This window comes from Pseudomonas sp. THAF187a (assembly GCF_009363395.1).
GTDB lineage: Bacteria > Pseudomonadota > Gammaproteobacteria > Pseudomonadales > Pseudomonadaceae > Aquipseudomonas > Aquipseudomonas khazarica.
On the sequence record NZ_CP045349.1, the window covers coordinates 3,789,620 to 3,811,968 of the forward strand.

General features: G+C 65.7%; 22 protein-coding genes. 16 read left to right on the forward strand and 6 right to left on the reverse strand.

Annotated features, from left to right (window positions below; translation table 11 throughout):
- Positions 1-19: 19 nt before the first annotated feature.
- The 5 genes from FIV02_RS17580 to FIV02_RS17600 all read left to right on the forward strand — a co-directional run bounded on the left by FIV02_RS17580 (position 20) and on the right by FIV02_RS17600 (position 4,794).
- Positions 20-895 carry an SMP-30/gluconolactonase/LRE family protein gene (locus tag FIV02_RS17580; protein ID WP_152489355.1) on the forward strand — a complete coding sequence of 292 codons (876 nt, stop codon included), beginning with the start codon at positions 20-22 and terminating at the stop codon, positions 893-895.
- A 78-nt stretch (positions 896-973) separates the two neighbouring features.
- Positions 974-1,948: a TRAP transporter substrate-binding protein gene (locus FIV02_RS17585; protein ID WP_152489356.1), complete on the forward strand. Its 975-nt coding sequence runs from the start codon at positions 974-976 to the stop codon at positions 1,946-1,948.
- Positions 1,949-2,004: 56 nt separating this feature from the next.
- Entirely contained in the window at positions 2,005-2,532 is a 528-nt protein-coding gene (locus tag FIV02_RS17590; RefSeq protein WP_037049193.1) for a TRAP transporter small permease, read from the forward strand.
- Positions 2,532-3,812, forward strand: a complete 1,281-nt coding sequence (locus FIV02_RS17595) for a TRAP transporter large permease (RefSeq protein ID WP_037049195.1) — start codon at positions 2,532-2,534, stop codon at positions 3,810-3,812. The genes FIV02_RS17590 and FIV02_RS17595 overlap by 1 nt, the downstream gene beginning before the upstream one ends.
- Positions 3,813-3,891: 79 nt before the next feature.
- Entirely contained in the window at positions 3,892-4,794 is a 903-nt protein-coding gene (locus FIV02_RS17600) for a DMT family transporter (protein WP_152489357.1), read from the forward strand.
- 36 nt (positions 4,795-4,830) lie between these two features.
- Here FIV02_RS17600 and FIV02_RS17605 read toward each other — a convergent pair whose 3' ends face one another.
- A complete protein-coding gene (locus FIV02_RS17605; protein ID WP_047585788.1) occupies positions 4,831-5,586 on the reverse strand; it encodes a FadR/GntR family transcriptional regulator in 756 nt (251 codons plus the stop codon).
- 100 nt (positions 5,587-5,686) lie between these two features.
- On the opposite strand from FIV02_RS17605, the gene FIV02_RS17610 reads away from it, so the two are divergent.
- Both FIV02_RS17610 and FIV02_RS17615 read left to right on the forward strand, forming a co-directional pair.
- Entirely contained in the window at positions 5,687-6,562 is an 876-nt protein-coding gene (locus FIV02_RS17610) for an aldose 1-epimerase (RefSeq protein ID WP_152489358.1), read from the forward strand.
- 240 nt (positions 6,563-6,802) lie between these two features.
- Positions 6,803-7,024 carry a hypothetical protein gene (locus tag FIV02_RS17615; protein ID WP_037049204.1) on the forward strand — a complete coding sequence of 74 codons (222 nt, stop codon included), beginning with the start codon at positions 6,803-6,805 and terminating at the stop codon, positions 7,022-7,024.
- Positions 7,025-7,035: 11 nt separating this feature from the next.
- Here the strand turns inward: FIV02_RS17615 and FIV02_RS17620 are convergent, their stop codons facing one another.
- Positions 7,036-8,511, reverse strand: a complete 1,476-nt coding sequence (locus tag FIV02_RS17620) for a helicase HerA-like domain-containing protein (RefSeq protein ID WP_152489359.1) — start codon at positions 8,509-8,511, stop codon at positions 7,036-7,038.
- Positions 8,512-8,667: 156 nt separating this feature from the next.
- On the opposite strand from FIV02_RS17620, the gene FIV02_RS17625 reads away from it, so the two are divergent.
- Positions 8,668-10,545: a methyl-accepting chemotaxis protein gene (locus tag FIV02_RS17625; RefSeq protein WP_152489360.1), complete on the forward strand. Its 1,878-nt coding sequence runs from the start codon at positions 8,668-8,670 to the stop codon at positions 10,543-10,545.
- A 43-nt stretch (positions 10,546-10,588) separates the two neighbouring features.
- Here FIV02_RS17625 and FIV02_RS24845 read toward each other — a convergent pair whose 3' ends face one another.
- From FIV02_RS24845 to purU, 3 genes are read right to left on the reverse strand one after another with little or no spacing between them, the layout of a single operon-like run.
- A complete protein-coding gene (locus FIV02_RS24845; RefSeq protein WP_172979173.1) occupies positions 10,589-10,765 on the reverse strand; it encodes a hypothetical protein in 177 nt (58 codons plus the stop codon).
- Positions 10,746-11,192, reverse strand: a complete 447-nt coding sequence (locus FIV02_RS17630; RefSeq protein WP_037049210.1) for a CBS domain-containing protein — start codon at positions 11,190-11,192, stop codon at positions 10,746-10,748. Before FIV02_RS17630 ends, FIV02_RS24845 begins: the two co-directional genes overlap by 20 nt.
- A 45-nt stretch (positions 11,193-11,237) precedes the next feature.
- Positions 11,238-12,089 carry a formyltetrahydrofolate deformylase gene (gene purU / locus FIV02_RS17635; protein WP_037049214.1) on the reverse strand — a complete coding sequence of 284 codons (852 nt, stop codon included), beginning with the start codon at positions 12,087-12,089 and terminating at the stop codon, positions 11,238-11,240.
- Between the two features lie 301 nt (positions 12,090-12,390).
- Here purU and mvaT point away from each other — a divergent pair, with 301 nt between their 5' ends.
- A complete protein-coding gene (gene mvaT, locus FIV02_RS17640; RefSeq protein WP_037049221.1) occupies positions 12,391-12,765 on the forward strand; it encodes a histone-like nucleoid-structuring protein MvaT in 375 nt (124 codons plus the stop codon).
- A gap of 226 nt (positions 12,766-12,991) precedes the next feature.
- On the opposite strand, the gene sbcB is transcribed toward mvaT, so the two are convergent.
- Complete coding sequence (sbcB, locus tag FIV02_RS17645) at positions 12,992-14,419, reverse strand: exodeoxyribonuclease I (RefSeq protein ID WP_152489361.1); 1,428 nt, start codon at positions 14,417-14,419, stop codon at positions 12,992-12,994.
- Positions 14,420-14,601: 182 nt separating this feature from the next.
- Here sbcB and FIV02_RS17650 point away from each other — a divergent pair, with 182 nt between their 5' ends.
- The 7 genes from FIV02_RS17650 to FIV02_RS17680 all read left to right on the forward strand — a co-directional run bounded on the left by FIV02_RS17650 (position 14,602) and on the right by FIV02_RS17680 (position 22,273).
- Positions 14,602-15,360: a hypothetical protein gene (locus FIV02_RS17650; protein WP_152489362.1), complete on the forward strand. Its 759-nt coding sequence runs from the start codon at positions 14,602-14,604 to the stop codon at positions 15,358-15,360.
- Between the two features lie 88 nt (positions 15,361-15,448).
- A complete protein-coding gene (locus FIV02_RS17655; RefSeq protein WP_152489363.1) occupies positions 15,449-16,174 on the forward strand; it encodes an RDD family protein in 726 nt (241 codons plus the stop codon).
- Positions 16,171-17,151, forward strand: a complete 981-nt coding sequence (locus FIV02_RS17660) for a stage II sporulation protein M (RefSeq protein WP_037049695.1) — start codon at positions 16,171-16,173, stop codon at positions 17,149-17,151. Before FIV02_RS17655 ends, FIV02_RS17660 begins: the two co-directional genes overlap by 4 nt.
- Complete coding sequence (locus FIV02_RS17665; RefSeq protein ID WP_152489364.1) at positions 17,138-18,715, forward strand: DUF4129 domain-containing protein; 1,578 nt, start codon at positions 17,138-17,140, stop codon at positions 18,713-18,715. The genes FIV02_RS17660 and FIV02_RS17665 overlap by 14 nt, the downstream gene beginning before the upstream one ends.
- Positions 18,712-19,899, forward strand: coding sequence for a DUF4350 domain-containing protein (locus FIV02_RS17670; RefSeq protein ID WP_152489365.1), 1,188 nt, complete (start codon positions 18,712-18,714; stop codon positions 19,897-19,899). The genes FIV02_RS17665 and FIV02_RS17670 overlap by 4 nt, the downstream gene beginning before the upstream one ends.
- Positions 19,896-20,945 carry a MoxR family ATPase gene (locus tag FIV02_RS17675; RefSeq protein WP_037049236.1) on the forward strand — a complete coding sequence of 350 codons (1,050 nt, stop codon included), beginning with the start codon at positions 19,896-19,898 and terminating at the stop codon, positions 20,943-20,945. The genes FIV02_RS17670 and FIV02_RS17675 overlap by 4 nt, the downstream gene beginning before the upstream one ends.
- The gene (locus FIV02_RS17680) at positions 20,942-22,273 is read left to right on the forward strand and encodes a DUF58 domain-containing protein (RefSeq protein ID WP_037049237.1); all 1,332 of its coding nucleotides are present in this window, start codon (positions 20,942-20,944) and stop codon (positions 22,271-22,273) included. Before FIV02_RS17675 ends, FIV02_RS17680 begins: the two co-directional genes overlap by 4 nt.
- Positions 22,274-22,349: the final 76 nt, after the last annotated feature.

Here is a 22,349-nt window from a genome sequence, read left to right on the forward strand (position 1 = left end):
ACCAGAGCACACCACGGCCATGTCAGCAGAACTGATTGTCGACGCACGCAACGCGACCGGAGAAAGCCCGGTATGGAACGCCGCGGAACAGGCACTGTACTGGGTCGACATTCCCGCAGGCCGGCTGCATCGCTGGTCCATGGCCGATGGCCAGACGCAGAGCTGGCAGGCCGATGAAATGCTCGCCTGCCTGGCCATGCACCCGTCCGGTGGCTGGCTCGCCGGCATGCAGAGCGGCCTCTTCCACCTGCGCCCGCAGGACGATGGCGGCATCCGCAGCGAGTGCCTGGCACGCGTCGAACACCCTCGCCCGCAGATGCGCTTCAACGACGGTCGCTGCGACCGCCAGGGACGTTTCTGGGCCGGCACGATGCTGCTGGACATGGCCGCCGGTGCCCGCGTCGGCGCGCTGTATCGCTACGACGGCCAACTGCAGGAACGGCTCGACGACCTCATCGTGCCCAATGGCCTGGCCTTCAGCCCCGATGGCCGGATCATGTACCTGTCCGACTCGCACCCGACGGTGCAGGCGGTCTGGGCCTTCGACTACGACACGGACAGCGGCACGCCGCACAACCGCCGCCTGTTCATCGACATGACGCGCCACCCCGGCCGCCCGGACGGCGCGGCGGTGGACGTCGACGGTTGCTACTGGATCTGCGGCAACGACGCCGGGCTGGTCCATCGCTTCACCCCCGACGGCCGCCTGGACCGCTCGCTCGCGGTTCCGGTGCAGAAACCCGCCATGTGCGCCTTCGGCGGGCCGCAGCTGGACACCCTGTTCGTCACCTCGATCCGCCCCGCCGGCGACGTTTCCGAGCAGCCGCTGGCCGGCGGTGTGTTCGCCCTGAGCCCTGGCGTGCGCGGCATGGCCGAACCGGCCTTGCGCCCCTGACCCGATTCACCCCGGGCCACCTCGTGGTACCGGTCTCGCGCTGCTGTTCACCAACAACAACAAGACGGAGCTTTCCGCATGAACCTCAAACGCAAGTTGCTACTCGCCACACTTCCTCTGGCTCTCGGCCTGTCCACCTTCGCCCAGGCCGAGATGACCCTGAAGATCGCTGAAATCCACCCGGCCGGCTACCCGACCGTGGTGGCCATGGACAACCTCGGCAAGAAGCTGGACGCAGCGACCGCTGGCGAGATCAAGTCGCGCATGTTCGCTGGCGGCGTACTCGGCTCGGAGAAGGAAGTGATCGAGCAGACCCAGATCGGCGCCGTGCAGCTGACCCGCGTCAGCCTCGGCTCGGTCGGCCCGGTCGTCCCCGCCACCAACGTCTTCAACATGCCCTTCGTGTTCCGCGACATCGAGCACATGCGCAAGGTGATCGACGGCGAGATCGGCCAGGAAATCCTCGATGCCATCACCAACTCCGACTTCAACATGGTCGGCCTGGCGTGGATGGAAGCCGGCAGCCGCAGCCTCTACACCAAGAAGCCGGTGCGCAAGCTGGAAGACCTCAAGGGCATGAAGATCCGCGTGATCGGCAACCCGCTGTTCATCGACACCCTCAACGCCATGGGCGCCAACGGCATCGCCATGGACACCGGAGAAATCTTCAGCGCCCTGCAGAGCGGCGTGATCGACGGTGCCGAGAACAACTCGCCGACTCTGCTCGAACACAACCACTTCCGCGCGGCCAAGTACTACACCCAGACCCACCACCTGATCCTCCCCGAGCCGCTGCTGATGTCCAAGACCACCTGGAACAAGCTGACGCCGGAGCAGCAGGCGCTGGTCAAGAAGCTGGCCAAGGAAGCACAGCTGGAAGAGCGCGAGCTGTGGGTCGCCAAGGAAAAGGCCAGCGACGAGAAGCTCAAGGCCGAGGGCGTCGAGTACATCGAGGTCGACACCAAGCCCTTCTACGACGCCACCGCCCCGGTTCGTGAGAAGTACGGCGCGCAGTTCGCCGACCTGATCAAGCGCATCGAAGCCGTTCAGTAATCCACGCGCAGCACGCGGCGTGCGCCCCGGCCACGTCGCGTCACCGGTGAAGTCTCATGAAAAACCTGGTTCTGGGCGTCAACGACGCCATCTACCGCGCCTGTATCGCGACCGCCGGACTGGCGATCGTGATCATGGCTTTGATCATCCCCTGGGGCGTGTTCAGCCGCTACGCACTCGGCCAGGGCCTCGGCTGGCCCGAGCCTGTCGCCATCCTGCTGATGGTGCTGTTCACCTTCATCGGCGCCGCCGCCAGCTACCGCGCCGGCGCGCACATGGCGGTGCAGGTGCTGAGCGATCGCCTGCCGGACATGGCGCAACCCTTTCTCACCCTGTTCGTGCGCCTGGCCATGGGAGCGATCAGCCTGTTCATGCTGATCTGGGGCTACAAGCTGTGCGTCGCCACCTGGAATCAGTACCTCAGCACGCTGACTTGGATGCGCGTCGGCATCAGCTACGCGCCGATTCCGCTGGGCGGCTTCGTCACCCTGCTGTTCGTCATCGAACAACTGCTCTACGGCGACCAGCACAAGCGCCGTGTCGTCGATTACGAGAACTGCGAAGATTCCAAGGAGTCCGTGTAATGGATGCCGCCATCCTGCTGGGCAGCTTCATTGCCCTGATCCTGCTGCGCGTCCCGGTCGCCTACGCCCTTGGCCTGGCGACCCTGATCGGCGCCTGGTGGATCGAGATTCCGCTGCACGCCGTGATGATCCAGATCGCCGGCGGCGTGAACAAATTCTCCCTGCTGGCCATCCCCTTCTTCGTCCTGGCCGGCGCGATCATGGCCGAAGGCGGCATGGCGCGGCGCCTGGTGGCGTTCGCCGGGGTGCTGGTGGGCTTCGTCCGTGGCGGCCTGTCGCTGGTCAACATCACCGCCTCGACCTTCTTCGGCGCCATCTCCGGCTCGTCGCTGGCCGATACCGCCTCGGTCGGCTCGGTGCTGATCCCGGAAATGGAGAAGAAAGGCTACCCGCGCGAGTTCTCCACCGCCGTCACCGTCTCCGGTTCGGTGCAGGCGCTGCTGACCCCGCCCAGCCACAACTCGGTGATCTACTCGCTGGCCGCCGGCGGCACGGTGTCGATCGCCGCGCTGTTCGTCGCCGGCATCGGCCCCGGCCTGCTGCTCAGCGCCACCATGGCCACGCTCTGCCTGCTGTTCGCCAGAAAGCGCAACTACCCCAAGGGCGAAGTGATCCCACTGCGCCAGGCGCTGCAGATCTGCGTGGAAGCGCTGTGGGGCCTGATGACCATGGTGATCATCCTCGGCGGCATTCTCAGCGGCGTGTTCACCGCCACCGAGTCGGCAGCCGTGGCGGTGGTCTGGGCCTTCTTCGTGACCATGTTCATCTACCGCGACTACAAGTGGAGCGAGCTGCCGAAGATGCTGCACCGCACGGTGCGTACGCTGTCGATCGTGATGATCCTCATCGCCTTCGCCGCCAGCTTCGGCTACATCATGACGCTGATGCAGATTCCGTCGAAGATCACCACCGCGTTCCTGACCCTGTCGGACAACCGCTACGTGATCCTGATGTGCGTGAACTTCATGCTGCTGGTGCTCGGCACCCTGATGGACATGGCCCCGCTGATCCTGATCCTCACCCCGATCCTGCTGCCCGTGGTCACCTCGTTCGGCGTCGACCCGGTGCACTTCGGCATGATCATGCTGGTCAATCTGGGGATCGGCCTGATCACACCACCGGTAGGTGCGGTACTCTTCGTCGGTGCCGCCATCGGCAAGGTCAGCATCGAGAACACCGTGAAGGCCCTGCTGCCGTTCTACATCGCGCTGTTCGCGGTGCTGATGGCCGTGACCTACATCCCTGCCATCTCCCTCTGGCTGCCCAGCGTGGTGCTGTAAGTCATCGGCCGCAGGTCGTCGATCCATCCCGAGCCGCCTTCCGGCGGCTCCCTGCTGTATGAGGACATTCCGCTCCGCCATGTCTGCCGCCCTCTTCCCCCGGCACATCGCCGCCCTGATTCTCGCGACGCTGGCCTGCTCGTTCGCCGGCAACCACATCGCCGCACGCATCGCCTTCGACCATGAAGCCGGCCTGCTGCTGGCGATCCTCTGCCGCTCCGGGGTGACCCTGCTGGTGCTCAGTGCGCTGGTGCTCTGGCAGCGCGACTCGCTACGCCTGAAGCGCGAGACCTGGGGCTGGCAACTGCTGCTGGGCACGCTGATCGCGGTGCAGAGCTTCTGCATCTATTCGGCGGTGGCGCGCATTCCGGTCGGCCTGGCCCTGCTGGTGGTCAACCTGTCGCCGATCCTGCTCGCCCTGCTGACCTGGATACTCGGCGGCCCGGCACCAACCCGCCGGGCCGCGGTGATCATGGGCGTGATCCTGATCGGCCTGATGCTGGTGCTGGATGTACCGGCACGCCTGGCCAACCAAGGCGCCATCGACGAGCGCTGGGTCGAGGGCGTGCTGTTCAGCCTGACCGCCGCCGGCGTCTTCGCCGTGGCGCTGTGGGTCACCGAGCACCGCCTCTCGGCCATGCCCGGCCGGGTCCGCAGCATGCTGACCATGGCGGTGGTGTTCAGCCTCTCGGCCATGGTCGGCGCCAGCGGCGCCCTGCCCGGTGGCGTGGGCCTGCCCAACGCGCTCGCCGGCTGGATCGCCCTGGGCGTGCTGGTGACGCTCTACGGAACGGCGTTCTCGCTGCTGTTCATCCTCATGCCGCGCCTGGATATCGCGCGCAATGCACCGGTGATGAACATGGAGCCGGTCGCCGGCATGCTGTTCGGCTGGCTGATCCTCGGCCAGCTGCTCGGCGCCCTGCAGGTGCTCGGTGGCCTGATCGTGGTCGGCGGCATCATCGCCCTGGCCTACCGCCGCTAGGCGACGCGCATGGACAGCACGCGTACCGCCGCCGAATCAGCCGTGCAGCGCTTCGGCCTCGGCCGCCTCGTGCGCCTGCCGCAGGCGCTCACGGCTGTTGGTCAGGTGCAGGCGCATCGCCGCCCGCGCGGCCTCGGCATCCTGGCGGGCGATGGCTTCGAAGATCTGCTCGTGCTCACGCTCCAGGCGCGCCATGTAGTGGGTCTGATCGTCACGCGCCAGGCTGGCGGAATTGACCCGGGTACGCGGGATGATGCTGGTCCCCAGGTGGCTGAGGATATCGGTGAAGTAACGGTTGCCCGTGGCCTCGGCGATGCTCAGGTGGAACTGGAAATCCGAGGAGACCGCGTCACTGGCATGCGCCACGCTCTCGTTGATGGCATCCAGCGCCTCGCGAATGGCTTTCAGCTGGGCATCGCTGCGCCGCTGCGCCGCCATCCCGGCGGACTCCACTTCGAGGCTGATGCGCAGCTCGAGAATGGCCAGCACGTCACGCAGCGTGACGATGGTCGCCGGGTCGATACGAAAACCACTGGCGCTGGGGGTATCGAGCACGAAGGTGCCGATCCCGTGGCGCGTCTCCACCAGCCCGGCGGCCTGCAGACGCGACAGGGCCTCGCGTACCACGGTACGGCTGACACCCTGTTCTTCCATGATGGCCGACTCGGTGGGCAACTTCTCACCACGCTTGATCTGGCCGTCACGAATGCGCTGCGACAGCTCCGCCACCAGCTCCTGGGCCAGGCTGCGGTGCTTGCGACGAGCACGAGGTTGAGCGTTGTGCATTTCCATGATGGATGAGCTCTCGACTTGATACTGTGCGGCAATGATAGCCCAGCGGTTGTACGATGACACTATGAATTCCCGACAAATCCAGGCTCAGGGGCGGCACATGGCGACGACCTTGCTGACGTTAGGCGACGATCTCACCCAGTTGACCCTGGCCCCGGAGCTGGGCGCCAGCCTGGTCAACTGGAGTCGGCGCAGCGATGGCCGCCCGCTGCTGCGCCACAGCGACGACCTCGCCCTGGCCGCCGGCAATCCCAGACGCCTGGCCTGCTACCCGTTGCTACCATGGTCCAACCGCATCGGCGGTGGCGGCTTCGACACCCCGGCTGGCTGGCAGGCGCTCGTGGCCAATACCGAGCATGAGGCACTGCCCATACACGGCAGTGCCTGGCTGCAGCCCTGGCAGGTGGTCAACGTGACATCCGACAGCGCCCGGCTGCAGCTGCACAGCCAGCACCCCTTCCCCTACCACGCGGACCTGCAGGTGCGGCTCGATGCGGGGCGCCTGCAGCTGAGCCTGCAAGCCACCCATGGGGGGAGCCAGCCCACCTGGTATGGCCTCGGCCTGCATCCCTACCTGCCACGCAACGCCCACACACAGTTGCAGGTGCATGCCAGCGGTGTCTGGCTAAGTGATGAAAACAAGTTGTCCAGTCGCTGGATCGAGTTGCCCGAAGTCTGGAACTTCGACGCCCCCGCTGCATTACCGGCGCAAGTTGTCGACCATGCCTTCAGCGGGTGGCCCGGTCATGCGCGAATCATTCAGCACGATGGCGGCTACCAACTTCTCTGCGAAGCACAGGGCACGGAAGTATTTCTATTGTTCTGCCCGCAGGACCAGCCCTTCTTCTGTTTCGAGCCGGTCAGCCACCCGGTCAACGCCCACCATCTGCCGGGGCGTCCGGGGCTGCACTTGCTGCACCCCGGACAAACTTGCCAGTTGACTGTCACCCTGCACTACCAGGCGCTGGCCAACTGATCACTGGACATTCATCGGACGTCGGCGATAATACCTGTCCGTTGCACCACGCAACTTTTCTCGACGAATAGTTACAGATACTCGTAACAACCGAGACAGGAGAACGATGCCGGCATGTCATGCCGCATTGCACGCTCCCCCGCCAGTCGACGCGAACTTTCCATGCACGCCAGGCCGAAACTGATCGACCTGGTATTGCGCGTGTCATCTGGATCGATCAGGAACCTACAGGTAAACCCCGTGACGAAAGACGAACTGCGCGCAGAACTAGAGCGCCAGGCGCAGCGTTACAAGGATGTATACGGCGGTGAGGTCATCACCTACGCCGCTCAACCGGACCCCGACCGCAAACCCTGGCGCAAGAAACCCAGCCTGCTCGACCAGGCCTTCGACAAAGAAATCGAGAAGATCGAGAAGGAACGCCAGGACAAGCAGGACGCCGCCGACGAAGCCGCCGGCTAGCGCCCTTCCGCTCAGCGCTTCTTGCTGCCGAGCAGCGACCCCATGAGCCCACGCACCAGCTGCCGGCCAATCTGGTTGGCGGCCTGGCGCAGCGCGCTCTTCATCGCACTGCCAATCAGCTCGCCGGCCATGTCGCCCAGCCCGGGCTCGGCCTTCTGCGGCTTCTGCGCGGTCTTGGCCGGCGCCTCCTGGCGCGCTTCGGCACGGGCGGTCAGCAGCTCGTAGGCCGACTCGCGGTCGATGGGCTTGTCGTAGCGCCCTGCCAACGGCGACTGGCGCACCAGCGCCGCGCGCTCGGCCTCGCTCAGCGGCCCGATGCGTGACTGCGGCGGCGCGATTGCCACGCGCTGCACCATGGCCGGCGTGCCCTTGTCCTCCAGCGTGCCGACCAGCGCCTCGCCGATCCCCAGTTCGGTGAGCACGCTCAGGCTGTCGAACGCCGGATTGGGGCGAAAGCCGTCGGCAACCGCGCGCAGCGCCTTCTGTTCCTTGGTGGTGAACGCCCGCAGGCCATGCTGGATACGCAGGCCGAGCTGGGCCAGCACGTCATCGGGCAGGTCGCTGGGCGACTGGGTGACGAAATACACCCCGACGCCTTTCGAACGGATCAGTCGCACCACCTGCTCCAGACGCTCCTGCAACGCCTTCGGCGTGCCCTCGAAGAGCAGATGCGCTTCGTCGAAGAACAGCGCCAGTACCGGCTTGTCGGCATCGCCCCGTTCCGGCAACTGCTCGAACAGCTCGGCCAGCAGCCAGAGCAGGAAGGTCGCGTAGACCTTCGGCGCCTCGTGCACCAGGCGACTGGCATCGAGCAGATGGATGCGGCCACGGCCGTCACGATCCGGATGCAGGAGATCCTCCAGTTGCAGCGCCGGCTCGCCGAACAGGGCTTCGGCGCCCTGCTGTTCCAGGCCCGCCAGGCGACGCAACAGCGCCTGCGCCGAGGTGCTGGTGAACAGCGCGGCATCCTCGCCGAGTACCGCAGGGTTGTCCTTGAGATGGCCGAGCAGCGCCTTCAGGTCCTTCATGTCGAGCAGCAGCAGGCCTTCGCGATCCGCCACCTTGAACGCCGCATACAGGGCGGCCTGCTGACTGTCGGTCAGCTCCAGCAGGGCGCCCAGCAACAGCGGGCCCATCTCGCTGAGCGTGGTGCGCAACGGGTGACCGCTGCGACCATGCACATCCCACAGGGTCACGGGGTACGCCTGCGGCTGGTGATTCAGCCACGGTATGCTGGCGATGCGTTCGGCGACCTTGCCCTGCGGCGTGCCAGCGGCGCCGAGACCGCAGAGGTCACCCTTGACGTCCGCGGCGAACACCGCCACCCCGGCATCACTGAAGGTCTCGATCAAGCGTTGCAAGGTCACGGTCTTGCCGGTACCGGTCGCCCCGGCAATCAGGCCGTGACGGTTGGCCAGACGCAACGGCTGGCCGACGGCCTGACCGTCGCTACCCGCCCCCAATACGAACTGCGAATTCACAGGCATCTTGCCATCCCCTGGGTTAAAGCTTTACTGCAACTATGACGATACAGGCTTGAAAGCAACAGCGGCGCGCACGTGCCACGGCAGCTACGCGGCGCAGCGCATTGTGCCGCAGTGGAATACAAGACTGGTTCCAGAGGCCTCCGGAAGCAAGACGATATGACTAAAAACCTGCAGTTCAGCCACAAGATCCTGCTCGCCGCGTCGTTGGTGGTGATCGTCGCCTTTTCCCTGTTCACCCTCTACAACGACTACCTGCAGCGCAACGCCATTCGCGACGACCTGGAAAACTACCTGCATGAGATGGGCGACGTCACGGCCAGCAACATCCAGAACTGGCTGTCCGGGCGCATCCTGCTGGTGGAAAGTGCCGCGCAATCGATCAGCAACGACAGCTCGCCCGAGCGCGTGACCAAGCTGCTGGAGCAGAAGGCCCTGACCTCGTCCTTCGCCTTCACCTACCTCGGCACCGAGAACGGCGAGTTCACCATGCGCCCCGACGAGGAAATGCCCGCCGACTACGACCCTCGCGTGCGCCCCTGGTACAAGGACGCCAAGGCCGCTGGCGGCACCACCCTGACCGAACCCTACGTCGATGCCGCGACCGGCGAGCTGATCATCACGATCGCCACGCCAGCGCAGTCGGCAGGCGTGGTAGGCGGCGACCTGAGCCTGCAGACCCTGGTCGACATCATCAACGCGCTGGACTTCGACGGCATCGGGTATGCCTTCCTGGTCAGCTCCGACGGCAAGATTCTCGTGCACCCGGACAAGAGCCTGGTGATGAAGAACCTCAAGGACGTCTATCCACAGAACACCCCCGTGATCAGCAACGCCTTCAGCGAAGCCACGCTGGACGGCAGCGAGCGCATCCTGACCTTCACGCCGGTCAAGGGATTGCCCTCGGTCAGCTGGCACATCGGCCTGTCCGTGGACAAGGCCAAGGCCTACTCGATGCTCACCGAATTCCGTGCCTCGGCGATCATCGTCACGGTCATCGCCGTGGTGCTGATCATCGGCCTGCTGGGCCTGCTCATTCGCGTGCTGATGCGACCGCTGATCACCATGGGCAAGGCCATGGAGGACATCGCCCAGGGCGAGGGTGACCTGACCAAGCGCCTCGACATCGAGTCCGGTGATGAATTCGGTGCCCTGGCCAGCTCCTTCAACCGCTTCGTCGAACGTATCCATTCGTCGATCCGCGAGGTGTCGTCGGCCACCGTGCAGGTCAACGAAGTGGCCAAGCTGGTGGTCAATGCCTCCAACTCGTCGATGGCCAACTCCGATGAACAGGCCAGCCGCACCAACAGCGTCGCGGCGGCGATCAACCAGCTCGGCGCCGCTGCCCAGGAGATCGCGCGCAACGCCGCGGACGCCTCCAACCAGGCGTCCGATGCCCGTCACCAGGCCGAGGACGGCGGCAAGGTGGTGCAACAGGCGATCCGCTCGATGAGCGAGCTGTCGGACAAGATCAGCGACGCCTGCGCCAAGATCGAGATGCTCAACAGCAAGACCGTGGACATTGGCCAGATTCTCGAGGTGATCAAGAGCATTTCCCAGCAGACCAACCTGCTCGCCCTCAACGCGGCGATCGAGGCCGCTCGCGCAGGCGAGGCCGGTCGCGGCTTCGCGGTGGTGGCGGACGAGGTGCGCAACCTGGCGCACCGCACCCAGGAGTCGGCGCAGGAGATCGAGAAGATGATCGAAGAGCTGCAGGTCGGCTCACGCGAATCGGTCACCACCATGACCGAGAGCCAGCGCTACAGCGAAGACAGCGTGGAAATCGCCAACCAGGCCGGCGAACGGCTGGGCACGGTCACCGCACGCATCGGCGAGATCGATGGCATGAACCAGTCGGTGGCTACCGCCACGGAAGAACAGACCTCGGTGATCGAGTCGCTGAACATGGACATCATCGAAATCAACACCCTCAACCAGGAGGGCGTGGAGAACCTCCAGGCCACCCTGCGTGCCTGCGGCGACCTGGAGCAGCAGGCTGTGCGCCTCAAGCACCTGGTCGACAGCTTCCGCATCTGAGGCACATCCGGCTCATGAGAAAGGGCGCCGTGGCGCCCTTTCTTCATTCCTGCTCGGGGGTTCGTTCCTGCCGCTCCTGCAGCTGCCGCCAGAGCTCCGCAGCGTCGGGGAAATCGGTGCCATCCTCGTCGCCGAGTGCATCCGGGTCGTAGCGCCGCACGCAGCCTTCACCGAGCGTCGGCGGCGCCTTGGACGTGGCCTTATCCAACGGATCGCTCATTGCCACTCCCCTCGCCGGCACCGCGTTCATGTTGGGCGAATTCCTTGACCGCCCTGAGCACGTCGTGCCGGCTGATCTGTCCGACCAGGCGACCGTCCTCGATCACCGGCATGCGCCGACGCCGCCCGCGCAGGAAACGCTCCGACAACTCGATGATGTCCGCTTCGGGGGTCACCGTCTCGACCTGGGTGGTCATGTACGAGCTGACGGTGCCGCCGATGGCTTCGTAGTAGGCGCCGGAGAGGATGCCACGCAGGCAGTCGCTCTCCGACAACAGCCCGATCAGGTGCCCTTGCGAATCGACCACCGGCGCCCCGGAAATACGGTGCTCCAGCAGCCGGTTGATGGCGGTGAACAGATCGGTATCCGACCTGAAGGTCACCAGCCGCCGAGTCATATAGTCACGAACCTTGATGGACTTGAGCATGGCCGTTCTCCTCTGACATGCACCGGGCCGGCCCATGCGACAAGATCAGTCGAAAACCACCGTCTTGTTGTCGTGAACCAGCACTCGGTCTTCCAAGTGATAGCGTAGCCCACGCGACAGCACCATCTTCTCCACGTCCTTGCCCAGACGCACCATTTCCTCGATATCGTCGCGGTGGCTGACGCGCACGACGTCCTGCTCGATGATCGGCCCGGCATCCAGTTCTTCGGTCACGTAGTGGGACGTCGCGCCGATCAGCTTCACGCCACGCAGCGAGGCCTGGTGGTAGGGCTTGGCGCCGACGAAGGACGGCAGGAAGCTGTGGTGGATGTTGATCACGCGCTGCGCGTACTCGGTGCACAGTGCCGGCGGCAGGATCTGCATGTAGCGCGCCAGGACGATGACGTCGGCCTGATGCTCCTTGACCAGACGCTCCACCTCGGCGAAGGCCGGCGCCTTGTCCTTGGCATCGACCGGCACATGGAAATAGGGAATGCCGTGCCACTCGACCATGCTGCGCAGGTCGTCATGGTTGGCGATCACGCAGGGGATGTCGCAATCCAGTTCGTTGCTGTGCCAACGGTGCAGCAGGTCGGCCAGGCAATGCGATTCGCGGCTGGCCATCAGCACCACGCGCTTCTTCTGCGCCGAATCGGTGACACGCCACTCCATGGAGAACTCGCGTGCGATGGGCGCGAAGGCCTGCTTGAAACCCTCCAGGTCGAACGGCAGGGAGTCGGCACGAATCTCGTGGCGCATGAAGAACCAGCCACTCTGCGTATCGGAGTGATGGCTCGCTTCGGTAATCCAGCCGTTGTAGGTCGCGAGGAAATTACTGACTTTGGCAACGATGCCGACGCGGTCAGGGCAGGAAATGATCAATCTGAAGGTACGCATAACTAAAACCCCAAGGACGGCGCAAAAGGCGGCCATTCTAACGGCAAGCCTGAAAAACTGCAGTAGCAGCGCGGCTGACGGCGCATTGAATACAGGCGCTGCAAGCGCGCAAGAATCGGCGCACTGCCAAGCGGGAAACTTGGAAAACTCCGGAAATAGGCAAACTGAACTAAGCGCGACGACACGGGGAGTTTCAGCACAACTCGGTTATTTCACCCCCCGCTGTTTACTTGCTATAAGTGCACGCCTATTATTCACTCACTGTTGACCCTTACAGATAATTCACGCCAAGGTAATGCCCATGTCGCTGATCAACGAATACCGCAACATCGAAGAAAACATCAAAGAGCTGCAAGAACGCCTGAAGAACATGTCGCAAGACGACAAGCTGAAGAAAGAGCTGGAGTTCGAAGGCAAGCTGCGCACCCTGATGGGCGAATACCAGAAGTCGCTGCGCGACATCATTGCTCTGCTCGACCCGGAAGCCAAAGTTGGCAAGAGCACGCGTGCGGCCAAACCTGTAGCCACCAAGCGTGCGCGCAAGGTCAAGCAGTACAAGAACCCGCACAGCGGCGAAGTGATCGAAACCAAAGGCGGCAACCACAAGACCCTGAAAGAGTGGAAAGCCAAGTGGGGCGCTGACGTCGTGGAAGGTTGGGCCACCCTGCTGGGTTGATGCTTTCCCGCAGCGCAAAACGCCAGCCATGCTGGCGTTTTTTATTGCCACCTGTTTGTAGAAACTGACCGGGCAAACAGCTTTAGGCAATTATCGCCGGCCGGCGAAAAGTTCCCGCAACATGAGCGCCGGCACAGCCACCGCGTATACCTCCGCGTAATAAACCGCCCGCTGCCAGCCGATAACTGGCGCCCCGGTTCAACAGCTCCCAGGCACTTGCATGGCCTCACGCCAGGCGCGCCTGCACCGCCTGCGCATGAGCCTGCCACTGCTGCAAAAGTTGCAGTTGCTGCGCATTGCAATCTTGACTCAGCTGTTCGAGCGCGGCGTGAAACTGCGCCAGGGTATTGGGGGCACCGAATTGTGGATCGGTCAGACGCTGCCTGCAGAACTCCAGCCAACGCTGCTGTTCGGCGGAACTCAGGCTACCGGGGAAGTTGCGCGCGCGATAACGAAACAGCAGTTCCGGCAGGCGTATATCGTCGAATGGCCATTTATCGCTGGCCAGTGCCTCGGGCGATGCATTACGCACCTGTTCGCACAAACGACGATCACGGTCGCCAATGAAGCCATCGTACAGCTGTTGTTCAGGATCGGAACTGCCGGCAAAGGCTTCTTCGCGATAGACATGGGCAAGTTTCGCCTGCCATGAAGCCTGTGCGTCCTTCAATGTCTGCACGTTACGCTCGCAGGCGGACCAGTCCAGCTGCAGCCGCTGCCGGTCCGACTCACGCAGTACCGACAGCGGCGCCACCACCGGACAGCGGTTGATGTGCAACAACTTCAAGGGCACCGGCGCCTCACCCTCTGCCAGGTCCTCACGGCGCGTATACAGGCGCTCGCGCAGCGTATCGGCGTCCAGCTCGAGCAAGGGTGCAGGGTCGGTCTGCAGGTCGCAGACGATCAGCGCGTTGCGGTTGCGCGGGTGCCAGGCCAGCGGCAGCACCGGCGCCAGGTAGTGACGCGCGGCGGAAAAACGCCCGGAGACATGCACCAGCGGCTGCAACAGGCGCACCTGATCCAGCACCCGCTGCTTGCTGCGCAACTGGTACAGGAAGTCATACAGGCGTGGCTGGCGCTCGCGCAGCAGGCGCGCCAGGCCGATGGTCGCGCGCACGTCGGAGAGCGCGTCGTGGGCCTGGCCATGGTCGATACCGTTGGCCTGGGTCAGCCTCTCCAGCTTGAGCGACACGCGCCCGGCCTCCTCCGGCCACTCGATCCCCTCGGGACGCAACGCATAGGCGGTGCGCACCAGATCGATCAGGTCCCAGCGGCTGTTGCCGCCCTGCCACTCCCGCGCATAGGGGTCGAAGAAGTTGCGGTAGAGACTGTAGCGCGTCACCTCGTCGTCGAAGCGCAGGCTGTTGTAGCCGGCGCCACAGGTGCCCGGCGCCGCGAGCGCGGCATGCACCCGCGTCATGAACTCGCCTTCGTCGAGCCCCAGCTGCTGCAGGCGTTGCGGATCGATGCCGGTGACCAGGCAGGCCGCCGGATGCGGCAGGATGTCATCGCTGGGCCGACAGTAGATGTTCAGCGGTTCGCCGATCTCGTTGAGCGCTTCATCGGTACGAATGCCCGCCACCTGCAACGGGCGGTCGCAACGCGGATTGATCCCGGTGGTTTCGTAGTCGTACCAGAAGATGCTGGCAGTCATGGGCGGCTTCCCTCCGAGGCAAATGTGCCGGGAGTCTACCATTCGCGTCCGGGCGCACCGAGCCGGGCGAAGCATGAACCAGCGCACAGCCATCGCATCCGCGTGCGCCTACCTCTTGTAAGGCGCGCGCCCTTGCCACTAGGATTACCGCCCCCTTCCCACTCAACGACAAGGATGCTGACATGAGTGAAGCAACCACCCCCAATCCCTATGCCGCTCCGGCCAGTGACCTGCAGCCATCCACCCAGGGTGGTACGCCAAGCATCGAAGAGGCGCTGGCGCGCGGTTACGACTTCAGCATCGGCGACCTGCTGAGCGAATCCTGGAACCGGGTCAAAGGCACCAAGGGCATCATCATCGGCGGCTTCGTGGTGTTCTACGTGGTCCTGCTGGCAGCGACCTTCATCCTCGGTGGCGTGGTCGGCATCTTCACCGCCCTGAGCGAGAACATGCTGGTGATGATCGTCGGCGAAATCCTCATCTCGCTGCTGGCCTCGGCGCTGGCCTATCCGTTCATGGCCGGCATCAACATGGTCGGCATCCGCCGCGCCGCCGACCAGCCGCTGAGCTTCAACGAAATCTTCAGCCACTTCGGCCGCACCGTGCCGCTGATCATCACCGCCGTGGTGATGATGCTGATGGTCTACCTCGGCATGTTCCTGCTGCTGATCCCGGGCATCTACCTGGCGGTGGCCTACCTGCTGGCGATCCCGCTGGTGGTCGAGCGTGGCCTGTCCCCGTGGCAAGCGCTGGAAACCTCGCGCAAGGCCATCACGCAACACTGGTTCAAGGTCTTCGGCCTGTTCATCGTGCTCGGCCTGATCGTCATGGTCAGCGCCATCCCGCTGGGCATCGGCCTGATCTGGAGCATCCCGCTGATGGTGGTCGCCATGGGCGTGCTGTACCGCACCATTTTCGGCGTGCTGCCTGCCGCCCAGTAAATCGATGCCCCGGACCCGCCACGCGGGTCCGGTTGCGTTCGTGGCCCGCTGCTCGCTAGCATCGGGCTTTCCCTGATACCCTCCGCCGATGCCCTTACGCTCAAGCGCAAGCCTTCCGACTGACCAGCCTCCCCTGGACACCCGCTATCAGGTCGAAACGCCGGAAGGCATCGATCTGCATCTGCGTCCGGCCGGGCTGGTGCCTCGCGCCCTGGCATTCGCCATCGACCTGGCCATCCGCGGCCTGATCCTGGGCGTGACGTTCATCGTGCTGGGGCTGCTCGGCCAGTTCGGCATGGGCCTGGGCACCATCCTGCTGTTCCTGGTCACCTGGTGGTACATGGTGCTGTTCGAGGTGCTCAACCAGGGCCGCTCGCCCGGCAAGCAGATGTTCGGTCTGCGCGTGGTACACGATGACGGCACGCCGATCGGCTGGGCCGCCTCACTGACCCGCAACCTGCTGCGCTTCGTCGACCTGCTGCCGTTCGGCTACACCCTGGGCATTCTCAGCTGCCTGAATCACCCGGCCTTCAAGCGTCTCGGCGACATCGCCGCCGGCACCCTGGTGGTCTACCGTGACGCGCCGCTGAGCAAGCCGCAGCTGCCCGAGGTGGAGCCGCTGCCGGCACCGTTCCCGCTGACGCTCAACGAGCAACGTGCACTGCTCGGCTTCGCCGAGCGTGGTGAGCAGTTGTCCGCGGCGCGCCGGGCCGAACTCGCGACGCTGCTGGCCGAGCCGTTGCAGGTGCCCGCCGAGCAGGCGGAGCCGCAGCTGAATGGCATCGCCCGTGGTTTGCTGGGGAGCGCGCCATGAAACAGAGCCTGTTCGAGAACCGCCACCAGAGCGACTGGGAGGCTTTCGCCGGCCAGCTCGACGCGCTCGAGCGTGGCAAGGCCGAGGCTCAGGCCTGCACCCGCTTCGCCGCCGACTACCGGCAGCTCTGCCAGCACCTGGCCCTGGCCCAGGCGCGTGGCTACAGCAGCCACCTGATCGATCAGTTGCAGCAACTGGCCATGCGCGGCCACCAGCAGTTCTATCGCCACCGCAGCCACCTGGGCGCGCAGATCATCCGCTTCCTGTTCGGCGGCTTTCCGCGCCTGGTACGCAGCGAATGGCGCAGCGTGTGCGTGGCCAGCCTGCTGTTCTTCGGCAGCCTGGGGCTGATGGGGCTGCTGACCTACCTCTACCCGGAGCTGATCTACAGCCTGGTCAGCCCCGATCAGGTCAGCAACATGGAACACATGTACGACCCCGATGCACGTCGCCTCGGCCGCTTCAGCGAGCGTGGCTCCGGCGACGACTGGATGATGTTCGGCTTCTACATCATGAACAACATCGGCATCGCCTTTCAGACCTTCGCCAGCGGCCTGCTGCTTGGCCTGGGCAGCCTGTTCTTCCTGCTCTTCAACGGCCTGATGATCGGCGGCGTGGCCGGCCACCTGACCCGTATCGGCTACGGCGAGCCGTTCTGGTCGTTCGTCATCGGCCATGGCGCGTTCGAGCTGACCGCCATCGCCCTGGCCGGAGCCGCCGGCCTCAAGCTCGGCTGGGCCCTGCTGGCCCCCGGGCGCCTGCCCCGTGGCGAGGCACTTCGCCTGGCGGCCGGCAAGGCGATACAGCTGGTCTGCGGGGTGATCCTGTTTCTCCTGGTGGCCGCCTTCATCGAGGCCTTCTGGTCGTCCACCACCTTCGCCAGCCCCGACATCAAGTACGCCGTCGGCAGCGGCCTGTGGCTGCTGGTGCTGAGTTACCTGCTGCTGGGCGGACGGAGACAGCATGCGCCTGACTGAAGCCAGCGTCGCCATCCGCCCACGCAGCGCCTGGGAGGCCATGGACCTCGGCGTGCTGCTCGCGCGCCGCCACGCCGGCCTGCTGATGGCCAGCTGGGCGCTGGTCACCCTGCCCCTGTTCGCCCTGCTCTGCGCCGTGCTGTGGCAGTACCCGGGCTGGGCGGTATTCCTGTTCTGGTGGCTCAAGCCCGCCTATGAGCGCCTGCCGCTGTACATCCTCTCGCACGCCCTGTTCGGTAATACCCCCTCGCTGAAACAGGCCCTGCGCGCCCTGCCCGGACTGCTGCGCCCGCAACTGCTGGCCAGCCTGACCTGGCGCCGGCTGAGCCCGACGCGCAGCTTCGACCTGCCGGTGCTGCAACTCGAAGGGCTGTCCGGCAAGGCGCGCGGCCAGCGTCTGGTGGTCCTTGGCCAGCGCGACAGCGCCGCGGCCACCTGGCTGACCCTGGTCGGCATGCACCTGGAGCTTGCCCTGTGGATGGGGCTGATCGTGCTGTTCTACATGATGCTGCCGCAGCAGGTGGAGCTGAACTGGAGCTGGGAAAGCGTCATCGCCGCCAGCAGCGGTGAGTGGCTGTGGCTCGAGCACCTCTCCAACCTGCTCTATGTCCTGCTGCTGATCGTCTGGGAGCCGGTGTACGTGGCCTGTGGTTTCACCCTCTACCTCAATCGCCGCACGGCACTGGAAGCCTGGGACATCGAACTGACCTTCCGCCGCCTGCGCCAGCGCCTGACCGGCAGCGCCTATGCCGTGCTGCTGGGTTGCGCGCTGCTGCTGACGCAACTGCCGGGCAACGCCTGGGCCGACACGCCGCCCGCCGCCAGCGAAACGGTCGATGCCCAGGGCCCCGACGCGCCACGCCTGCTGCACCAGCCGCTGACCAGCCAGGCGGCTCGCGACGACATCGAAGCGCTGCTCGACGAACCGCCGTTCCAGCATCGCGAGACCGTCACCCGCTGGCGCCTGGGTGAGGAAAAGTCCGCCGAGGAGGCCGACCCGGAAGACGCGAAAGCCCTACTGCAGATGATCGAGAACCTGTTCAAGCTGAGCGAATGGTGGAAGAGCCTGGATATCGTCGCGCAGGTATTCGAAGTGCTGCTGTGGGCGGCCCTGGCGGGCCTGCTGGCCTACATCCTGTGGCGTTACCGCGAATGGCTGCAGGCCTTCGGTGAACGCCTGGGCCTGCCCAGCCGTCGCAAGGTGGAGGTGCCGAGGCAGCTGTTCGGCCTGGAACTGGCCCCGGAGAGCCTGCCCGACGACGTCGCCAGCGAGGCCGAACGCCTCTGGGCCGAGCAGCCACGAGCTGCCCTCGGCCTGCTCTACCGCGCCCTGCTCAGCCGCCTGCTGCATCAACACCGCCTGCCCTTGAAGCAGTCGCATACCGAGGGTGAAGTGCTGCAACTGGTCGTCGCGCTCCAGCAGCAGGAACTGGAAGCCTACAGCCGCCTGCTGACCCTGCACTGGCAGGCGCTGGCCTACGGCCATCGCACGCCTGCCGAGGCGCTGCGACCGAACCTCTGCCAGGGCTGGCGCGACCTGTTCGGCACGGAGCAACCCGCATGAGCCGGCGCGTCGGTTTCGCCCTCGGCGCGAGCCTGCTGCTGGTGGTCGGCCTGCTGGCCATCTACCTGCTGGGCAAGCTGGAATCCTACGAGGAAGTGGTCGAGCACGGGCCAGCGCCGGAAGTGGCCAGCAGCCCCTACCTCGCCGCCGAGCACTTCCTGCGCCGACGGGGCATCGCGGTCGTGCGCGCCGACGGCCTGGACGTGCTCAACGGACTGCCCAGCGAAGGCCAGACCCTGATGCTGCTGACCGACCGCAACGACATGACGCCACGCCAGGTCGAGCATCTGCTGCAGTGGACGGCCAACGGCGGTCACCTGCTGTTCATCGCCGAACGCCTGTGGGACGAAGAGGAAGGCAAGAGCGGCGACCTGCTGCTCGACCTGCTCGGTATCCAGCAATACATGAGCGACGAGCTGGATGAGGAAGAGGAAGAAGCCGGCGATGCGGACGAGGAACACGACGACAGCGATGCCTATCCCGAGCTGACCAAGCTCTACCTGGAGAACGAAGAGGCGCCGGCCTACATCGCCTTCGACACCGACTACCACCTGTACGACGCACAGAACCGCGCCCACGCCTGGGCCAACAGCGACGCGGCCACGCACCTGCTGCAGCTGTATCACGGCGACGGCCTGATCACCGTGCTCAGTGATCCGTGGATCTGGCAGAACCGCAACATCGACGAATACGACCACGCCTGGCTGCTCTGGTACCTCAGCCAGGACAGCGCGGTGACCCTGGTCTACCACGCCGACAGCGATGGCCTGGCCAGGCTCCTGCTGCGCCACTTCCCCCTGGCCCTGGTCCTGCTCACCCTGCTGATCGCAGCCGGGCTCTGGCACGTGGGCATGCGCCACGGGCCGCTGCAGGCACCTGCCAGCCGCGCGCGGCGCCAGCTCGAAGAGCACCTGCGCGGCAGCGCCGACTTCCTCCTGCGCCACGGCGGCCAGCAGAGCCTGCTCAAGCACCTGCAACAGGACATCAATCGCCGAGCCCGACGCCGCTACCCCGGCTTCGAGAAACTCGCCGTCGCCGAACAGTGGCAGGTGCTCGGTCGCCTGACCCGGCTGCCCGCCAGGGAAATCAGCCAGGCCATGCGCCCGCTGCCACCACAACGCCTTTCCGCCAGCGACTTCACCCGCCAGGTCGCCCACCTGCAAACCCTCAGGAATGCCCTATGAGTGAACAGACGCCCGATACCGACAACCTTCCGCCGCAGGCCGCCGCTCCCGCCGCGCCGGCCGCCGCCCCAGGCAACCCGCAGGTGCAGCAGCGCCAGCGTGCCAGCCAGCTGGCCCAGGCCCTGCGCGCCGAGTTGCGCAAGGCGGTGATCGGCCAGAGCGCGGTGATCGACGATGTGCTCACGGCGCTGATCGCGGGCGGTCACGTGCTGGTCGAAGGCGTCCCCGGCCTGGGCAAGACCCTGCTGGTGCGGGCCCTGGCCCGCTGCTTCGGTGGCGAGTTCGCGCGCATCCAGTTCACCCCGGACCTGATGCCCAGCGACGTCACCGGCCACGCCGTGTATGACATGCAGAGCGAGCAGTTCAAGCTGCGCAAGGGCCCGGTGTTCACCAACCTGCTGCTGGCCGACGAGATCAACCGGGCACCGGCCAAGACCCAGGCCGCCCTGCTCGAAGTGATGCAGGAGCGCCAGGTGACCCTCGAAGGGCGCGCCCTGCCCGTGCAGCTGCCGTTCATGGTGCTGGCGACCATGAACCCGATCGAGCAGGAAGGCACCTACCCGCTGCCGGAAGCCGAGCTCGACCGCTTCATGCTCAAGCTGCGCATGGACTATCCGGAGCAGGACGAAGAGCTGAACATGGTGCGCCAGGTGACCCGCTCGGCCAAGGCCGACATGCTCGAGGTCAGCCCGCTGCGTACGCTGCTGCAGGCCAAGGACGTGCAGGCCCTGCAGAAGATCGCCAGCGACCTGCCACTCGACGATCAGGTCCTCGACTACGCCGTGCGCCTGGCGCGGGCCACCCGCAGCTGGCCCGGCCTGGCCATGGGCGCCGGGCCACGCGCGTCGATCGCCCTGGTACGCGGCGCCCGCGCCCGTGCCCTGCTGCGTGGCGGCGACTTCGTCCTGCCCGATGACATCAAGGGCTGTGCGCTGGCCGTGCTGCGCCATCGCGTGCGCCTGGCCCCGGAGCTGGACATCGAGGGGCTGTCGGTGGACCAGGTGCTACAACAACTGCTCGATCAGGTGCCGGCTCCTCGCCTATGAAACCTTCGCGCCTGCTCCTCGGGCTACTCGCCGGCCTGTTCGCCGCCGCGGTACTCCTCGGCGCCTTGCCCCTGCTCGGCGTCGACCTCGCGCAGAGCCTGCTCCCCATGGCCTGGGGCCTGGCGCTGGCGCTGTCGGCGATCGCGATCATCGACGGCTTCTGGCTGCGTCAGCGCCCCTCGCCGCGACTGCAGCGCGAACTGCCGGGCAACCTGCCGCTCGGCCGCTGGAGCGAGGTGCAGCTGACCGCTCACCACGACTTCACCCAGGCGCTGGAGATCGAGGTGTTCGATCACGTCCCCGAGGGCATGGCATTCGAGCACCTGCCGCAGCGCATCAGCCTGCATCCCGGCCAGCAGACGCGCGTCAGCTACCGTCTCAAGCCGCTGGTACGCGGTCACTTCCACTTCGCCCGCTGCGAGCTGCTGCTGCCCAGCCCGCTGCGCCTGTGGCAGGCCAGGCGCGTGCTGCAACTCGAGGGTGAAAGCCGCGTCTACCCCGACTTCGCCCGCCTCTACGGCGCGCAACTCAAGGCGGTGGACGACTGGCTCAGCCAGCTCGGCGTGCGCCAGCGTCCCCGTCGCGGCCTGGGCCTGGAGTTCCATCAGCTGCGCGAGTTTCGCGACGGCGACACCCTGCGCCAGATCGACTGGAAGGCCACCGCACGCAAGCGCACCCCCATCGCCCGCGAGTATCAGGACGAACGTGATCAGCAGATCGTCTTCCTGCTCGACTGCGGCCGCCGCATGCGCAGCCAGGACGACGAGCTGTCGCACTTCGACCATGCCCTCAATGCCTGCCTGCTGCTGAGCTACGTGGCCCTGCGCCAGGGTGACGCCGTCGGCCTGGCGACCTTCGCCAGCCAGCAGCCGCGCTACCTGGCCCCGGTCAAGGGACCGGCGCAGCTGAACGTGCTGCTCAACGCCGTCTACGACCTGGAAACCAGCCAGTTGCCGGCCGACTTCAGCGCGGCGGCCGACCTGCTGCTGGCCCGCCAGCGTCGTCGCTCGCTGGTGGTGGTGGTGACCAACCTGCGCGACGAAGACGACCACGAACTGCTCGCCGCCGTGCGTCGCCTGTCGCGCCAGCACCGGGTGCTGATCGCCAGCCTGCGCGAGGAAGCGCTGGACCGCCTGCGCCAGACGCCGGTGGAGCAGTTCGACCAGGCCATCGCCTACTGCGGCACGCTGGACTACCTCAACGCCCGCGCCGACCTGCACGAGCGCCTCGCCGCGCACGACGTGCCGGTGCTCGACGCCCGTCCGGGAGAACTGGGTCCGGAGCTGGTCAGCAGCTACCTGGCCTGGAAGAAAGCCGGCGCACTTTAGTCGCCCGGGACAGTCCAACGCGCTGACGCAAAGGCCCTGGCATCGGCTTTCCCACACAGATGTTGCGTGGTTATGG

Bases quoted from the DNA above. Each gene is read 5' to 3' on its own strand.
- FIV02_RS17670 (WP_152489365.1), top strand. From the start codon at position 18,712: ATGAGCCGGCGCGTCGGTTTCGCCCTCGGCGCGAGCCTGCTGCTGGTG.
- sbcB (WP_152489361.1), bottom strand. From the start codon at position 14,419: ATGACTGCCAGCATCTTCTGGTACGACTACGAAACCACCGGGATCAAT.
- FIV02_RS17680 (WP_037049237.1), top strand. From the start codon at position 20,942: ATGAAACCTTCGCGCCTGCTCCTCGGGCTACTCGCCGGCCTGTTCGCC.
- FIV02_RS17675 (WP_037049236.1), top strand. From the start codon at position 19,896: ATGAGTGAACAGACGCCCGATACCGACAACCTTCCGCCGCAGGCCGCC.
- FIV02_RS17585 (WP_152489356.1), top strand. From the start codon at position 974: ATGAACCTCAAACGCAAGTTGCTACTCGCCACACTTCCTCTGGCTCTC.
- FIV02_RS17595 (WP_037049195.1), top strand. From the start codon at position 2,532: ATGGATGCCGCCATCCTGCTGGGCAGCTTCATTGCCCTGATCCTGCTG.
- purU (WP_037049214.1), bottom strand. From the start codon at position 12,089: ATGCGTACCTTCAGATTGATCATTTCCTGCCCTGACCGCGTCGGCATC.
- FIV02_RS17630 (WP_037049210.1), bottom strand. From the start codon at position 11,192: ATGCTCAAGTCCATCAAGGTTCGTGACTATATGACTCGGCGGCTGGTG.
- FIV02_RS17650 (WP_152489362.1), top strand. From the start codon at position 14,602: ATGAGTGAAGCAACCACCCCCAATCCCTATGCCGCTCCGGCCAGTGAC.
- FIV02_RS17660 (WP_037049695.1), top strand. From the start codon at position 16,171: ATGAAACAGAGCCTGTTCGAGAACCGCCACCAGAGCGACTGGGAGGCT.
- FIV02_RS17605 (WP_047585788.1), bottom strand. From the start codon at position 5,586: ATGGAAATGCACAACGCTCAACCTCGTGCTCGTCGCAAGCACCGCAGC.
- FIV02_RS17620 (WP_152489359.1), bottom strand. From the start codon at position 8,511: ATGCCTGTGAATTCGCAGTTCGTATTGGGGGCGGGTAGCGACGGTCAG.
- FIV02_RS17590 (WP_037049193.1), top strand. From the start codon at position 2,005: ATGAAAAACCTGGTTCTGGGCGTCAACGACGCCATCTACCGCGCCTGT.
- FIV02_RS17600 (WP_152489357.1), top strand. From the start codon at position 3,892: ATGTCTGCCGCCCTCTTCCCCCGGCACATCGCCGCCCTGATTCTCGCG.
- FIV02_RS24845 (WP_172979173.1), bottom strand. From the start codon at position 10,765: ATGAGCGATCCGTTGGATAAGGCCACGTCCAAGGCGCCGCCGACGCTC.
- FIV02_RS17665 (WP_152489364.1), top strand. From the start codon at position 17,138: ATGCGCCTGACTGAAGCCAGCGTCGCCATCCGCCCACGCAGCGCCTGG.
- FIV02_RS17655 (WP_152489363.1), top strand. From the start codon at position 15,449: ATGCCCTTACGCTCAAGCGCAAGCCTTCCGACTGACCAGCCTCCCCTG.
- FIV02_RS17580 (WP_152489355.1), top strand. From the start codon at position 20: ATGTCAGCAGAACTGATTGTCGACGCACGCAACGCGACCGGAGAAAGC.
- mvaT (WP_037049221.1), top strand. From the start codon at position 12,391: ATGTCGCTGATCAACGAATACCGCAACATCGAAGAAAACATCAAAGAG.
- FIV02_RS17610 (WP_152489358.1), top strand. From the start codon at position 5,687: ATGGCGACGACCTTGCTGACGTTAGGCGACGATCTCACCCAGTTGACC.
- FIV02_RS17625 (WP_152489360.1), top strand. From the start codon at position 8,668: ATGACTAAAAACCTGCAGTTCAGCCACAAGATCCTGCTCGCCGCGTCG.